Here is a 14,502-nt window from a genome sequence, read left to right on the forward strand (position 1 = left end):
TCCGATGAAACTCAAGCAATACCTGCTAACCAGCTTCGCCACGCTTCTGCTCGGTGCCTCCCTGGCCCAGGCCGCAGAGCTGCCGACGTTGCGTGTGGGCGACCAGAACTACTACAACGTTCGGGCTTCCATGGAGGCCTCGGGAGTTCTCGAAGGCGCGCCTTACCAGGTCGAATGGAAGCATTTCCAGTCCGCCGCGCCGGTGGCCGAAGGGTTGCAGGCCGGAGCGCTGGACCTGGGTTTCCTCGGCGACTCGGGCTTCATCTTCCTCGCCGCCAAGGGTGCGCCGGTGAAGCTGGTCGGCGTCTCGCGGCAGAACCCCGATACCATAGCCCTGCTGGTGCCGAAGGATTCTCCGGTGCGCAGCATTGCCGATCTCAAGGGCAGGAAAGTCGCCTACTGGCCCGGTGCCTGGAGCCAGCAACTGACCTTGCGCGCGCTGGAGAAAGCCGGCCTGCCGAAGGACTACGTGGAGTTCGTCAAGCTGATGCCGATCGACGCCGCCGCCGCCTTGCCGCGCGGCAGCATCGATGCCTTTCCGGTGTGGGAGCCGTATATCTCGCAGCAGATCGTGGTTTCCGGCGCACGGCCGATTCTCACCGCCCGCGACCTGATGCCGGGGCTGTCCAGCATCGCCGCCAACGCTGCTTCCATCGAGCCCAGGCGCGCGCAGATCGCCGACTTCCTCGGCCGCCTGCGCAAGGCACGGGCCTGGGTCGAGGCACACAAGGAGCAGTACGCCGACCTCTGGGCGCAGAAGGCCAATCTCGACCGGGCAGTCTCCCGCCATTGGATCGGCCAGGCCGGCATGAGCGTCGGCCCGGTAGACGCCCAGGCCGCCACCGACTACCAGGAGACCGCGGATTTCCTGCTGCAGACCGGTGCCTTGCCCAAGCCGTTCGACACTTCCACGGTGATCGACACGTCCTTCAACGAAGCCTTCCACTGAGTACGGACCATGAGCATCCAGTTTCTCGGCATGATCGGCCATCGCCTGGCCTCGGAGCCCCTCGCGCCGGTCGGACCTATCCTCGACAAGCCTTACATCGCCGCTTTCGCACGCGCCCACGAAGAGGCCGGCTTCGATCGAATCCTGGTCGGCTACTGGTCGGACCAGCCGGATGGATTCCTGGTGGCCGCCGCCGCTGGCCTGGCCACTTCCCGGATCGGTCTGCTGCTGGCGCACCGCCCCGGTTTCGTCGCCCCGACCCTGGCCGCGCGCAAGCTGGCGACCCTCGAACACCTCCTCGACGGGCGCCTGGCGGTGCATATCATCAGCGGCGGCAGCGACGCCGACCAGCGCAAGGACGGCGATTATCTCGACCACGACCAGCGCTATGCCCGCAGCGACGAATTCATCGAACTGCTCAAGCGCACCTGGACCAGCACCGAACCCTTCGATTTTCACGGCGCGCACTACCGCGTGGAGCACGCCTTCTCGGCCATCCGTCCGCAGCAGAAACCGCACATTCCGGTGTATTTCGGCGGCTCCTCGGAAGCCGCGCTGAAGGTCGCCGGCAAGCAGGCCGATGTGTTCATGCTCTGGGGCGAACCCCTGGCACAGGCCGCCGAAACCATCTCCGCTGTGCGCGAACAGGCGCGCTCGAATGGTCGCGAAGTGGAATTCAGCCTGTCGTTCCGGCCCATCCTCGGGCGCACGGAGGACGAGGCCTGGGCCAAGGCCGAGGCGATACGCGCAAGCGCCGGCGCGCGCCTGGGCGAGGCCGGCTTCCCCAAGGGCAAGCCGCAGAGCGTCGGCGCCCAGCGTCTGCTCAAGGCGGTGGAGCAGGGCGAGCGCCTCGACGAGCGCCTTTGGACCGGAATCGCCAGGCTGGTCGGTGGTGGGCACAACTCCACCGCCCTGGTCGGTACCGCGGAACAGGTGGCCGACGCCCTGCTCGCCTACTACGACCTGGGCGTGCGCAATATCCTCATTCGCGGTTTCGATCCCCTCGCCGATGCCGTGGAATATGGCCGCGAGCTGATCCCGCTGACCCGCGCCAAAGTCGCCGAGCGCGAGCGCCGGCGCGCCACGGCCTGATCCCATGGCCGTCCTGCAGACTCCCTCGGCGGCGTTCGACGAACGGCTCCCGGAACTGACCCGGCAACTGGCGGAAAGCGCCGATGCCCATGACCGCAGCGGAGATTTTCCCCATGCCAACCTGGCCCTGCTGCGACACCACGGGCTGCTCGCCCTGGCCTTGCCGCCTGCGCTCGGCGGTCCCGGCGCCAGCCTCGGCGAGCTGCGCCGGGTAATCGGCGCGGTGGCTCGCGGCGAACCCTCCACGGCCCTGGTGCTGTGCATGCAGTACCTGCATTTGCGGCGCCTGGCCGATAACCCCGATTGGCCCGGCGCGCTCAAGCGGCGCGTGGCGCGCGAGGTGCTGGAGCAGGGGGCGTTGATCAATAGCCTGCGCGTGGAGCCCGAGCTGGGTTCGCCGTCACGCGGCGGTCTGCCGGGTACGCTGGCGCGGCGTGTCGGCGACGGCTGGCAGCTGTCCGGGCACAAGCTCTACACCACCGGCATTCCCGGCCTGACCTGGCTGGCGGTATGGGCGCGCAGCGACGAGCCGATCCCCCGCGTGGGTACCTGGCTGGTGCGCCGCGACAGCCCAGGCGTCCGTATCGTGGAGAGCTGGGACCATCTGGGCATGCGCGCCAGCGGCAGCCACGAGGTGCTCTTCGAAGAGGTGGCGGTGCCTCTGGAAAACGCCATCGGCCTGCATCCCCACGACCAGCCTCCGGCGCCGGACCAGGCCGTGCTGCGCGACTTCGCCCAGGCTAGCGCGGTGTTGCTTGGCGCTCTCTACGACGGTATCGCCGGGAGCGCCCGCGAGTGGCTCGTCGGCTGGCTGCGCGAGCGCGTGCCGGCCAGTCTCGGCGCGCCGTTGGCGAGCCTGCCGAGGATGCAGGAGGCGCTCGGCGGGATCGACGGCCTGCTCCTGCAGAACCGCCTGCTGCTCGATGCCGCGTGCTGCGGACAGTTGCCCGCCAGCGACTCCGGGCTGCTCAAGGTCGCGGTCATCGACAACGCGTTGGCGGTGGTCGAGAAGGCCCTGGAACTGAGCGGCAACCACGGCCTCAGCCGGCACAATCCGCTACAGCGGCACTACCGCGACGTGCTTTGCGGACGTGTCCACACGCCACAGAAAGATAGCGTCTGGAGCGCGGCGGGGAGGGCGGCGCTGAGTCTTTGAAACGTACCTCCCACGATTCTCGACCCTGGCCTTGTCGGCGACCGCACCGGCGGAACGGATAGCCCAGATAGCCCCGGCTCCGTGCGGAGCTGCCTGGAGATTGCCCATGAAACGACCCCTGTGTGTGCTTGCCGGCCTGCTGGCCGCGACCCTGCTGGCTGGAGCCGCCAGCGCCGCCGACCTCATCAGCCTGCGCCTGGGCGATGTGAAGGGCGACCGCTACGCCGCCCTGCGCGCGTCCGGCGAGCTCGACGACCTGCCGTACAAGCTGGAAATGTCGGCGTTCCCCTCCGGTGCACCGGTGCTCGAGGCGCTCAACGCCGGGGCCCTGGACATAGGCTTTACCGGCGACATCCCGTTCCTCTTCGTCTACGCTGCCGGCGCGCCGCTCAAGGCGGTGGGCGCCTGGCACTTCAACCCGGCGACCGTGGCGCTGGTGGTCGGCAAGGACTCGCCGATCCGTTCGGTGGCCGGCCTCAAGGGCAAGCGCATTGCCGTCAATCGCGGCGGCTGGGGGCATTTCCTCGCCCTTGGCGCGTTGCGTCGCGCCGGCCTCGGACCGCAGGACGTAAGCTTTTCCTTCCTTGGTCCGGTGGACGGCCGCGCCGCCCTGGTGCGTGGCTCGGTAGACGCCTGGGTGCCCTGGGAGCCCTATACCTCCAGCGCCGTGCTGCTCGATCAGGCGCGGGTCATCGACAACGGTGCCGGGATCATGAGCGGCTACTCCTATGCCCTGGCCAGCGACGCTGCGATCGCCCGCAAGAAGGCCGCGATCAGCGACCTGCTGACCCGCCTGGCGCGTGCCCAGGCCTGGGCCCTGAGGCATCCGGAGGCGTTCGCCGAGGCCCTGGCCAAGGATCTGAACATGCCGCGCGAAGTCACTCGGCGCTGGGTTGGCGAGGCGCGCATCAGTCCTGTGGTCTTCGGTCCGGAGGTTGCCGCCACCCTGCAGACCGCCGCCGATTTCTTCCATGCCGAAGGCGTGCTGCCGAAGTCGCTGGAGGTCGCCCCGGCGTTCGACTTCAGCCTGTCCGCCGGTGCCGCCGAAGTGGCTCGCCAGTTGCCCGCCGACCTCCGCGTCGGCCAGCGTTGAGGAGTTACGGAATGCGTCAGACCCTGAGCCTGTTCCTGCTTCTCTGCCTGCTCGTCGGCCAGGCCTGTGCCGACGAGCGCGTGACCCTGCGCCTGGCCGACCAGAAGGGCAACATGCGCGCCCAGTTGGAGGCTGCCGGCGCGCTGGACGACCTGACCTACGACATCCGCTGGTTCGAATTCCCCGCCGCCGCCCCCCTCGCCGAAGCACTCAATGCCGGTGCGGTGGATGCCGGCATCATCGGCGACGCGCCATTGCTCTTCGCCCTGGCCGCCGGTGCCCGGCTGAAGGCCATCGCCGTCGACAAATCCGATCCCTACGGTACCGCCGTGCTGGTGAGAGGGGATTCGCCGCTGCGCTCGGCCAACGACCTGAAAGGTCAGCGCATTGCCACCGGGCGCGGTTCCATCGGCCACTTCGTCGCGCTCAAGGCCTTGGCCTCGGTCGGGCTGGGCGAGAAGGACGTCGAATTCCGCTTCCTCGGCCCGGTGGACGCGAAAATGGCCCTCGCCAATGGTTCCGTGGATGCCTGGGCGACCTGGGAGCCCTACACCGCGTTCGCGGAGACCGCCGACAAGGCTCGGGTACTGGTCGACGGTCGCGGCCTGTGGGCTGGCAACAGCTTCCTCGCTGCTACCGATAGCGCACTGGCCGACCCGGCGAAACGCGCCGTGCTGCAGGACTACCTGCAACGCCTGGCCAGCGCCCAGCGCTGGGCGTACCTGCACCTGGACGAGTATTCGCGAAGCCTGGCGCAGATCATCGGCTTCCCCGAGGACGCCGCGCGCTTGCAGTTCGAACGCCGGCGCTTGCGTTGGCAGGCGCTGGATGAGCGAACGCTCGGCCAGCAGCAGGAGACCGCCGATTTCTACCAGGCCCATGGATTGATTCCGCAGCGCCTCGATGTGCGGCCGACCTTCGCCAGCGGCTTTGCGGTCAGGCAGGCGTCGGATGCGGATATCCGGTAGGCGCTGCCCGGGCATTAATTGATAACTATAAGTTATTTATCGATTGTTTTTTATTCCAATAATCTATCCGTTCCGTCGCCGGCAGCTGGAACTCCCGTCCCTGCGGGCGCTCGCACCTATCCCAGGAGTCATCGCATGTCTCGTCCGTTCCTGCGTCGCTTGGCCATCGTGTTTGCCGCTTCCGCCGTCCTGTCGGGCATTGGTGGCGCACAGGCCGAGGAGGTCCTGCGCATCGGCTTCCAGAAATCCTCGACTCTGCTGACCCTGATCCGCAGCCAGGGCACCTTCGAGCGCGAGTTGGCCAGGCAGGGCATCCGGGTGTCCTGGCATGAGTTCCCCAGCGGCCTGCCGTTGCTCGAATCGCTCAATGTCGGCAACGTCGATCTCTCCGCCGACGTCGCCGACACCGTGCCGGTGTTCGCCCAGGCGGCGGGTGCTCGCCTGACCTACTTCGCCCGCGAAACACCTTCGCCCGCGGCGCAGGCGATACTGGTCGGCGAACATTCGCCGCTGAAGTCCCTGGCCGAGCTGAAGGGCAAGCGCATCGCCGTGACCAAGGCCGCCGGCAGCCACTACCTGCTGATCGCCGCGCTGGCCAGCGCCGGGCTTGAGTTCTCCGACATCCAGCCAGCCTACCTGACGCCAGCCGACGGCCGCGCCGCCTTCGAGAACGGCAAGGTCGACGCCTGGGTGACCTGGGACCCCTACGTGGCAAGCGCCCAGCGCCAGCAACGCGCGCGGGTACTGGCCGACGGCCAGGGCCTGGCCAGCTACCAGCGCTACTACCTCGCCTCCAGCGACTACGCCAGGAAACATCCTGAAGTGCTCCAGCAGGTCTTCGCCGAACTGCAGCGCACCGGGCGCTGGCTCAAGAGCCACCCGGCCGACGCGGCCAAGGTGCTGGGGCCGCTGTGGGGCAATCTTGATGCCGCTACCGTCGAGCAGGCGAATGCGCGGCGCAGCTACGACGTACAACCGGTGAGCGCAGATGGTCTCGACGAGCAACAGCGCATCGCCGACGCCTTCCACGCCCAGGGACTGCTACCCAAACCGGTGGATGCGCGCGCCGTGGAGGTATGGCAGCCGCGGCACTGAGCGGCGCGGCTGCCCTGTGATGCGCGGCACCGGCGGCCAGCGTAGCTTGCCGCTGGCGCGCGTCCTTCAGGCCAGCCCATAGCTGATCTGCTCGGCCTTGACGTGGAACGCCTGCTCACGGCTCGGAAGATGCTGGTTGGCATCGGCGTTGCCCTGGCGCAGGCGTTCGGACCTCAGCGTCGGCAGGCGGAACACATCCTGCCGCTCGGTCTGCAACGCATTGCCGCGCATCAGTTCCATCAACGGAACCTGCATGGCCGGGGTGCTCTGGCCGAGGAAGTAGTTGGGCACCTCGTCGCACCACAGCAGCATGTAGTCGCTCACCGCATCGTGCTCGGCGTCGAGCACCACGTACTCGACGCGGTGGCGCAGGACCACTTCGGCGTCGATGCTCCAGCGGGTGTCCACGGTGAACAGCGGAACGTGCTTTTCCACGTCCACCAGCAGGCCATTCACCGCCTTGCAGCCGGACTTGCGGCAGGCCACGTGGTAGCGCTTGTCGGGGAGGGGGTGACGCGCCACCACGTCGCGCCCGCCAAGCAGGTGCAGGTCGAACTCCTTGATGCGGATGTCGATCAACTCGCACGGCAGGTCGAACCCCGCAGGCGTCAGCAGCCTGGGGCAGAAATGGATAAGCATGGTTTTCTCCATCAGGCATGCCCGGGGCTTTCCCGCCCTGGGGGAGAGGTATCTCTATCGGTCGCAGGTCAGCCGGCAAGCCGCATCCTGACGGACGAGGCAGAGCCTCGCCCGGTGAAAGACGCGAACGCCGGTCCTGGCGGACCTCGCTGGATTTTTCTGGCTCCGGGCGCTCCCGCGCTTCCAGGGGGCGTCTCGGGCGAGTGTCAGCTCCCGGTCTTGACCCGGCTCCAGACCCGGGTACGTATTCTCTCGACCTTCAGTGGCAGGGTTTCCAGCGGGAAGAGGGTCGCCATGGTTTCCTTGCTCAGGTAAACCGCCGGGTTTTCCCGCAGCTTCCGCTCTACCAGCGGCAGCGCCGCCTGGTTGCCATTCGGATAGCCCACGTAGTTGGAGGTCCTGGCGATGACCTCCGGACGCAGCAGGTAGTCGATCAGCGCATAACCCTGCTGCGGATGCGGTGCATCCTTGAGCAGCGCCATGTTCTCGGTCCAGACCAGCGAGCCTTCCCGGGGAATGCTGTAGGCGATATGGCGACCGTTCCCGGCCTGTTCGTTGTTGACCTGGGCCATGTAGGCCGTGCCCTGCCAGCCGACCACCACGCAGACGTTGCCGTTGGAGAGATCGGTGTCGACTCTGGAGGAGTCGAAATAGCGAATGTAGGGGCGAACCTTCAGCAACAGTTCCTGGGCTTTCTGGTAGTCCTCGGGATTCTGGCTGTTGTGCGGCAGGCCCAGGTAGTTGAGGGCGATGGACACCAGCTCGGTGGAGGAGTCCAGCGTGGCCACGCCGCACTGGCTGAGGCGGGAGATGTTCTCCTCCTTGAAGACCAGGTCCCAGGAGTCGACCGGCGCGTCGGGGCCGAGCAGCTTGCGGACCTTGTCCGCGTCATAGGCGATCCCGGTGGTTCCCCAGAGATAAGGTACGGCATAGCGATTGCCGGGATCGTTGGCCTGAAGCTTCCCGAGGATGTCCGCGTCGAGGTTCTTCCAGTGGGGGAGCCGGTCGCGGTCGAGTTCCTGGAGGACGCCCGCCTTGATCAGCCCGGGCAGGATGTTGGAGGTGATCACCACCACGTCGTAGCCGGAGCGGCCGACCATCAGTTTGCCCTGCGCGGTCTCGGCGCTGTCGAAGGTGTCGAGGACGACACGGGTGCCGGTTTCCTTCTGGAAAGCCTTGGGCGTTTCCGGGGCGATGAAGTCATACCAGTTGTAAAGATGGACGCTGGTTTGCGCAGCCCATGCACTGTCCGCCGCTGTCGCACCGATCGTCGTCAGGATCGATAACGCCAGTGCACAAACTTTTTTCATTGGATTTCCTTTCCGAAACGAAACAAGTTGGATTTTGCACCTACCAGAACTGGTAGTTCTGACCTGTGGCTATCTTCGAAGGCATCGATATTATGCACATTGGAACTCTTCATGACATAACGCCGAGTGACTAATCCCAGAGGAGTAGTTGTGTGGATATCGCATTGCACGGCGGCGCCTGGCACGAGTCACTGGGAAAGTTGCTCGAAGCGCTGGACCGGCCGTTCTTCTGGCGGATCCTGGCGCAGACCCTCGGCCAGTTCGCCCCCGTCGACAACTGGGCGGCCCTGATATTCAGCGATTCCAGTCCCTTGATTCTTTCCTTCATGGAGGAGGAGAGAGAAGAAGTCGAGCCGGACCCGCTGATCAGTCGATATATAACCGGACTTTATCTGCAAGATCCTTTCTACCAGGTATCCAGGAACTGTCGGCGCGGCGGGCTTTTTCATCTTGCGGATATCGTCTCCGAAGATTTCGAAACGACCGAATATTACAATACGTACTTTGCGCATTATGTGGTGACGGACGAAGTTCAATATAACGTCCCGCTGGATGGTGAAAGAACCCTATGCCTGTCGTTGGGCAGCGAGAGCCGCTTCGGTGCCGAGCAGATCGCGCTGTTCGAGCTGCTTCGCCCGTGGGTCATCGCGCTGATGAAAAAACGCATCCACTTCGAGGATGCGGTCAGGGAGGAGGCGAAACCGATCGCAGCGGCGGAGGTGGAAGTCCAGCCCTGGAGAGGGTTGATATCGCCGCTGACCGCGCGGGAGTCGGATGTCATCCGGCTGATGCTGGATGGATACTCGAACAAGGAAATAGCGGATCGGCTGACGCTGTCGATCGCCACTATCAAGGTGCATCGCCGGCACATCTACGCGAAGCTGAACGTGAAGTCCCACTCCGAGATATTCGCGCTGTTGATCAACCCGCCCGCGCCGCGGCTCGCCGACGCACGCTAGTGCGCCGCCTGCGGAGGAACCCGGGCGCATAAGGTTATGCGAAATTCATATTGCCCGGCGCTGAAAAAGCCGGCGTCGGATTGCACTCATGGGCGAATTCCATCCAGGACGATTCGACCATGCCCGATGTACGTCTTTCCTCTCGTTCGTTGACCCCCGTGCTCTGTGCGGTGGGGCTCGCCTGCGCGCTGCAGGGCGAGGTGCAGGCCGCCGACGGTGGGCCGCGCGACGTGGCCACGGCGCCCCGGGTATTCGACATAGCGCCCGGCGAACTGGCCGAGGTGTTGTTGAACATCGTGCGCCAGGGACACGTGCCGATCGCCTTCGACCAGCGCCTGGTGGCGGGGTTGCGCGGACCGGATATCCGCGGCCGGCTCAGTGTCGAGGACGCCTTGCGGCGTGCCCTGGCCGGCAGCGGGCTGGCATACGCGCAGGACGAAAGCGGTGCCTTCGTCCTGCGCCGCGGACAGGCGCCTGTGCAGGAGACGCGAGGTGCGGCGGTGGCACCGACCTTGTCCACCGTGGTGGTCACCGGCACGCGCAAGAGCGATGTGAGGGCGCAGGACAGCCTGAGCCCGATCGACGTGGTCAGCGCTACCCAGCTACGTAGCAGCGGCGCGGTCGACCTGCGCGATGCACTGGTCAAACTGCTGCCCTCGCTGACCCGCCAGGCCCAGCCGTTCAACGCCTCGGCGTTGACCCACACGCAGTCGCTGCGCGGGCTGAGCCCCAACCATGTGCTGGTGCTGGTGAACGGCAAGCGTCGCCACGAAACGGCCAATCTCAATATCAGCGGGGGGCTGGAGAAGGGCTCCACCGGGGTCGATCTGGACACCATCCCGATCAACGCCATCGAGCGGGTCGAGGTGCTGCGCGACGGCGCCTCGGCGCAGTACGGTTCGGACGCCATCGCCGGGGTGATCAACGTCATCCTCAAGTCCGCCGACAGCGGCGGGTCGGCGGCCGCTGACGTCGGGCAGACCGGCGACGGCGACGGCTTCACCCATGGCGGCGGGGGGAACATCGGGCTGGCCTTCGGCGATAGCGGCTTCGTCAACCTCACCGCCGAATATCGCGAGCAGGAGCGCACGATGCGCAGCGGCATCGATGAGCGCACCGGTCGGCGCGACAATATTTCCATGGGCGATCCCGCGTTCCACCGGCAATCGTTGGCGCTCAACTCGGGTTTCGGGTTGGGCGACGATATCGAGGTGTACGGCTTCGGCACCTATACCCGGCGCAAGGCCTCCTCGGCGGCCAACTATCGCCTGGCTTCGGTGGCGCCGACGCTGTATCCGGACGGCTTCACGCCGCGCCCGAACAGCGACGAGGACGACTATGCGTTCCTCGCCGGGGTGCGCGGCGAGCGTCTGCTGGATGCCTGGCACTGGGACCTGAGCAGTGGCTACGGCGCCGACCGTCCCGATATCGGCATGACCCAGTCGGTGAACGCGGCGATCTACCGTGAAACCGGCAACAGCCCGAGAAGCTTCGACCTGGCGCGCTACCGCAACAGCCAATGGACCAGCAACCTGGACCTGGGGCGAGAATTCGAACTGGATTTCCTCGCTGCTCCGCTGGCGTTGTCGCTGGGTGCGGAATACCGGCGGGAAAGCTACCGCATCGACGCCGGCGACCCGGCGTCCTACTACAGCGGCGGGGCGGAATCCCTGGCTGGCCTCTCGCCGCTCAGCGAGGGGCAATGGTCGCGGCACGCCTGGGCGTCCTACCTGGACCTGGGTACCTCCCTGACCCCAGCCTGGGAGGTCGACGTGGCGGTGCGCCACGAGAAATTCAGCGACTTCGGCAGCACCACCAACGGCAAGTTCGCCACCCGTTACCAGTTCGATCCGCGGGTGGCGCTGCGCGCCAGCGTAAGCAGCGGGTTCCGCGCGCCGTCCCTGGTCCAGGAGCACTACACCGGCCTCAGCGTCGGCCCGACCATCGCCCTTGGCCTGCTGGCGGCCAACTCGCCGGCGGCGAAGATGCTCGGCGCCGACGAACTGCAACCGGAGAAGTCGACCAGCTTCAACCTTGGCCTGGTACTCAGCCCGTGGGAAAACGTCGGGCTGAACATCGACGCCTACCAGATCAGCATCCGCGACCGCATCGTCGACAGCGCCACCTATTCCGGCCAGGAAGCCATCGATGCCCTGGCCGCGGCGGGGATCTCGTTGCCGGCCAGTGCCAGTACGGTCAGTACCCACTACCTGGCCAACGGTGCCGACACCCGCACCCGCGGTGTCGACATCACCGGTCACTACCTCGTCGCGCTTGGCGAGTACGGGCAGGTCGACTGGGAACTGTCGGCCAACTTCAACCGCACCACCTTGCGCAAGAACCATCGAGGCGCCAACGGCGAGCCGCTGCTCAATGCCCAGCAGGTCGCCTGGATCACCAGCTCCACCCCACGCAGCCAGGTTTCCCTCGGCGGCACCTGGAGCCGCCAGGACTGGGAGGTCAGCCTGCGCCTGACGCGCTACGGCCGGACCAGCTCGGAACTCGACTACACGGTAGGGCCGGACGCCTGGTCGACGGAGAAATTCAACCATTTCGTCAACGACCCGAAGTACATCACCGACATCGCCGCGCGCTACCGGCTCAGCGCCGACCTGACGCTGACCGCCGGCGCCGACAACCTGTTCGACGTCCGTCCGGACAAGCTGCCCGCGCAGAACACCACCTATGGCGACGTGCTGCGCTACGACACCTATGCCTCGCAGATCGGCTTCAACGGCGCCTTCTACTACCTACGCGCGGCATACCGCTTCTAGAGGGCCAGGCGTGGCGCAACGAGAATTTTCCGCGACCAGCGGCGGTGTGCTGCTGGCGTCGGTGGTGGCGATCATGCTCGGGCCCACCGGCATCCTGCTGAACACCTTCAGTCTGTTCATCGCACCGATGAGCGCCGAGTACGCCTGGGACCGCGCCGAGGTGTCGTTGCTGGTGACGCTGTTCGGACTGGCGGTCGCCATCACCAGCCCGCTCAAGGGCTGGCTGATCGACCGTTGGGGAGCGCGGCGGACAATGCTCGGGCTGACCGCCGCCCTGTCGCTGCCGCTGCTCGGCCTGGCGGCGGTGAATGCCGTCTGGCAACTCTACGCGCTGTTCCTGCTGATCGGCCTGCTGGCGCCAGGCAACCTGCCTTACGGACGTATCCTCGGACTCTGGTTCCGCCAACGCCTGGGCGTGGCCTACGGCCTGCTAGGCCTGGGCTTCGGGGTGGGCGGGCCGCTGGGCCTGCTGGTCGGCCACCAGAGCCTCGAAGCGTGGGGCTGGCGCGGCGCTTTCCTGGTCTACGGCGTGCTCGAACTGGGCCTGGCGCTGCCGCTGCTGGCCTGGCTGTTCCGCGAGCCAGCGCCGGATGCTGGCGTGGCCGCCGGCACGGCCGTAGCGGAAACCGCGCTGAGCGGATCGACGGCGCCCCAGGCCTGGCGCAGCGCCAGTTTCTGGCTGGTGCTGGGCAACCAGGTACTGGCGGTGTTCGTGATGTCCGGGATCATGACCCATGGCGTGCCGATGCTGGTGGAGCGCGGTTTGTCCCGGGGCGAGGCGGGCACCGCGCTGTCGGCGTTGTGGGTCGGCATGATGCTGTCGCAGCCGCTGATGGGCTGGCTTCTCGACCGCGTGGCGACGCCTCGGGTGGCGTTGCCCTTCGCCCTGGCGGCGGTGCTCGGCATGGCCTGGTTCCTGGTGGGCGATACGCCAGGCGGTCTATGGCTGGCGGTGTTCCTGGTCGGCCTGGGTGGAGGAGGGGAAAGCGGCACCACCAAGTACCTGTTGATGCGCTACTTCGGCCTGCGCAGCTTCGGTGTGATCTACGGTTCGATCCAGCCGTTCACCTTCGCCCTGTCGATCAGTCTCGGCGCTTACCTGCTGGGCTGGCTGTACGACCGCGCCGAAGGCTACGGGACGGCCGAATGGGTGCTGCTCGCGGCTTTTTCCCTGGCTGCGTGCAGCCTGTTCGCCTTTCGCCCCTATCCGCAGAAATTGCCCTGAAGGGAATCATGCCGGCTAGCGTTCGCCCTGGCGCCGCGCGGTCTTGCCGGCGAGGCGGGCCTGGCGATAGTCGTTGGCGCACTGTCCCGTCCAGCGACGGAAGGCGTGGCGAAAACTGGAGGTATCCATGTAGCCCAGCCTCTCGGCGACTTCCTCGATGCGCAGTCGCTCGTCCCGCAGCAGTTGGCGCGCCCTGTCGTGGCGGACCAGGTCGAGCACTTCCCGGTAGTTGGTGCCCTCGTCGGCGAGCCGTCGGCGCAGCGTCCGCTCGGTGACCTTCAACTGCCGGGCGACCCAGGCGATGCTCGGGTAGCGGTCCTGTAGCACCTCCAGCAGTGCCACGATGCGTTGGCGGTAGCCGCCCATCTCGCGGGTGACGCGGGTGTTGAAGGCCTTGCTGCCGAGCGCCAGCGAGGCCTGGAACACGGCGGAGTTGGCAGTGGCGATCTCGGCCTCGAGCAATTCCTCGGGGAGGGTGAAGGTAATGCCTGCGCCGGCGAAATACACCGGCACCCGGAAATACTCCTCGTATGCCCGCACGTCGCCGTTCCTTTCCGGGAGGCGCAGGCGGACCAGTTCCAGCTCGCCCAGCAGCAGGTCGCGGAACACCGCGTAGGCGGCCGACGCCAGGACGTTGGCGTGATACAGCCGGGCCGACTGCGGCCAGTCCGGCTTGTCCTGCAGGTCGATATCCACATCCACGGTGTCGCAACTGGAACGTCGCACCGCGATCCCGCGGATATCCTTGCGGAACAGCAGCATGTTGGTCTTGATCAGTTGCAAGGCTTCGCCCACGGTGCCGGCACTCTGCAATGCCAGCCCGGCGACGCCGTAGTCGGAAAGGCGGTAGTGCTCCCCCAGGCTCAGGCCTTCCAGGGGGGAGCGTCCGTTCAGCACGATCCACTCGTAGAGCGCTTCGCTGGGCAGGCGCGGCTCGGCAGCCGAACCCTGACGCATGTCCGGAGGCGTGATGCGTTGCACGGCGAGGTAGTTGTTGAGTGGTCGCCACTCGAAATCGTACTGGATGTTTTCGGACGGGCTCATCGGTTACCTCTTGCACGCGATGCTATCGCCCTGAAGGCGTCAGGGCTTCGTTATTCCATGCGGATGTCGTTTCGGTTGATTTTCGTACGCTGGGCTTCCGGCAATCACTACCTTGCGTAAGGGGTTGACAGGAGCGGGGTCTGCGTATAGCCGCGCCTCCGCGACGCCGTGCCGATCGGTCGTGCATGCTTGCCGTGG

At 66.4% G+C, this 14,502-nt stretch carries 12 protein-coding genes; 9 read left to right on the plus strand and 3 right to left on the minus strand.

Translation table 11 applies throughout. The features are described 5' to 3' along the window. Window positions 1-4: 4 nt before the first annotated feature. The 6 genes from ACM0M4_RS13610 (at window position 5) to ACM0M4_RS13635 (ending at window position 6,353) form a co-directional block, all read left to right on the plus strand. Entirely contained in the window at window positions 5-949 is a 945-nt protein-coding gene (locus ACM0M4_RS13610; RefSeq protein WP_003097609.1) for an ABC transporter substrate-binding protein, read from the plus strand. A 9-nt stretch (window positions 950-958) separates the two neighbouring features. Further along, window positions 959-2,041 (plus strand): LLM class flavin-dependent oxidoreductase, encoded by a 1,083-nt coding sequence (locus ACM0M4_RS13615; RefSeq protein ID WP_125911955.1) that lies wholly within the window; start codon window positions 959-961, stop codon window positions 2,039-2,041. Between the two features lie 4 nt (window positions 2,042-2,045). Continuing rightward, window positions 2,046-3,197, plus strand: coding sequence for an acyl-CoA dehydrogenase (locus ACM0M4_RS13620; RefSeq protein ID WP_034038742.1), 1,152 nt, complete (start codon window positions 2,046-2,048; stop codon window positions 3,195-3,197). A gap of 106 nt (window positions 3,198-3,303) precedes the next feature. Further along, a complete protein-coding gene (locus tag ACM0M4_RS13625) occupies window positions 3,304-4,290 on the plus strand; it encodes an aliphatic sulfonate ABC transporter substrate-binding protein (protein ID WP_015648972.1) in 987 nt (328 codons plus the stop codon). 11 nt (window positions 4,291-4,301) lie between these two features. Then, the gene (locus ACM0M4_RS13630; protein WP_003097601.1) at window positions 4,302-5,258 is read left to right on the plus strand and encodes an ABC transporter substrate-binding protein; all 957 of its coding nucleotides are present in this window, start codon (window positions 4,302-4,304) and stop codon (window positions 5,256-5,258) included. A gap of 135 nt (window positions 5,259-5,393) precedes the next feature. After that, complete coding sequence (locus tag ACM0M4_RS13635) at window positions 5,394-6,353, plus strand: aliphatic sulfonate ABC transporter substrate-binding protein (RefSeq protein WP_009876637.1); 960 nt, start codon at window positions 5,394-5,396, stop codon at window positions 6,351-6,353. Window positions 6,354-6,419: 66 nt separating this feature from the next. Here the strand turns inward: ACM0M4_RS13635 and qteE are convergent, their stop codons facing one another. Then, window positions 6,420-6,992, minus strand: coding sequence for a quorum threshold expression protein QteE (qteE, locus tag ACM0M4_RS13640; protein ID WP_003090369.1), 573 nt, complete (start codon window positions 6,990-6,992; stop codon window positions 6,420-6,422). A 206-nt stretch (window positions 6,993-7,198) separates the two neighbouring features. After that, a complete protein-coding gene (locus ACM0M4_RS13645) occupies window positions 7,199-8,302 on the minus strand; it encodes a polyamine ABC transporter substrate-binding protein (RefSeq protein ID WP_221345541.1) in 1,104 nt (367 codons plus the stop codon). A 152-nt stretch (window positions 8,303-8,454) separates the two neighbouring features. Between ACM0M4_RS13645 and vqsR the strand changes: the two genes are divergently transcribed. The 3 genes from vqsR to ACM0M4_RS13660 all read left to right on the plus strand — a co-directional run bounded on the left by vqsR (window position 8,455) and on the right by ACM0M4_RS13660 (window position 13,260). Then, entirely contained in the window at window positions 8,455-9,261 is an 807-nt protein-coding gene (gene vqsR, locus ACM0M4_RS13650) for a transcriptional regulator VqsR (RefSeq protein ID WP_003097562.1), read from the plus strand. 119 nt (window positions 9,262-9,380) lie between these two features. Further along, complete coding sequence (locus ACM0M4_RS13655) at window positions 9,381-12,035, plus strand: TonB-dependent receptor (RefSeq protein ID WP_003113356.1); 2,655 nt, start codon at window positions 9,381-9,383, stop codon at window positions 12,033-12,035. Window positions 12,036-12,045: 10 nt separating this feature from the next. Further along, window positions 12,046-13,260, plus strand: a complete 1,215-nt coding sequence (locus ACM0M4_RS13660; protein ID WP_023118553.1) for an MFS transporter — start codon at window positions 12,046-12,048, stop codon at window positions 13,258-13,260. Between the two features lie 15 nt (window positions 13,261-13,275). On the opposite strand, the gene ACM0M4_RS13665 is transcribed toward ACM0M4_RS13660, so the two are convergent. Then, window positions 13,276-14,304: an AraC family transcriptional regulator gene (locus ACM0M4_RS13665; RefSeq protein ID WP_003097554.1), complete on the minus strand. Its 1,029-nt coding sequence runs from the start codon at window positions 14,302-14,304 to the stop codon at window positions 13,276-13,278. Window positions 14,305-14,502: the final 198 nt, after the last annotated feature.

This window comes from Pseudomonas sp. 18-147, assembly GCF_051048045.1.
GTDB lineage: Bacteria > Pseudomonadota > Gammaproteobacteria > Pseudomonadales > Pseudomonadaceae > Pseudomonas > Pseudomonas aeruginosa.

Excerpts from the sequence above, each read along its gene's own strand:
- qteE (WP_003090369.1), bottom strand. The coding sequence starts at position 6,992 with ATGCTTATCCATTTCTGCCCCAGGCTGCTGACGCCTGCGGGGTTCGAC.
- ACM0M4_RS13635 (WP_009876637.1), top strand. The coding sequence starts at position 5,394 with ATGTCTCGTCCGTTCCTGCGTCGCTTGGCCATCGTGTTTGCCGCTTCC.
- ACM0M4_RS13610 (WP_003097609.1), top strand. The coding sequence starts at position 5 with ATGAAACTCAAGCAATACCTGCTAACCAGCTTCGCCACGCTTCTGCTC.
- ACM0M4_RS13665 (WP_003097554.1), bottom strand. The coding sequence starts at position 14,304 with ATGAGCCCGTCCGAAAACATCCAGTACGATTTCGAGTGGCGACCACTC.
- ACM0M4_RS13620 (WP_034038742.1), top strand. The coding sequence starts at position 2,046 with ATGGCCGTCCTGCAGACTCCCTCGGCGGCGTTCGACGAACGGCTCCCG.
- ACM0M4_RS13625 (WP_015648972.1), top strand. The coding sequence starts at position 3,304 with ATGAAACGACCCCTGTGTGTGCTTGCCGGCCTGCTGGCCGCGACCCTG.
- ACM0M4_RS13615 (WP_125911955.1), top strand. The coding sequence starts at position 959 with ATGAGCATCCAGTTTCTCGGCATGATCGGCCATCGCCTGGCCTCGGAG.
- ACM0M4_RS13645 (WP_221345541.1), bottom strand. The coding sequence starts at position 8,302 with ATGAAAAAAGTTTGTGCACTGGCGTTATCGATCCTGACGACGATCGGT.
- ACM0M4_RS13655 (WP_003113356.1), top strand. The coding sequence starts at position 9,381 with ATGCCCGATGTACGTCTTTCCTCTCGTTCGTTGACCCCCGTGCTCTGT.
- ACM0M4_RS13630 (WP_003097601.1), top strand. The coding sequence starts at position 4,302 with ATGCGTCAGACCCTGAGCCTGTTCCTGCTTCTCTGCCTGCTCGTCGGC.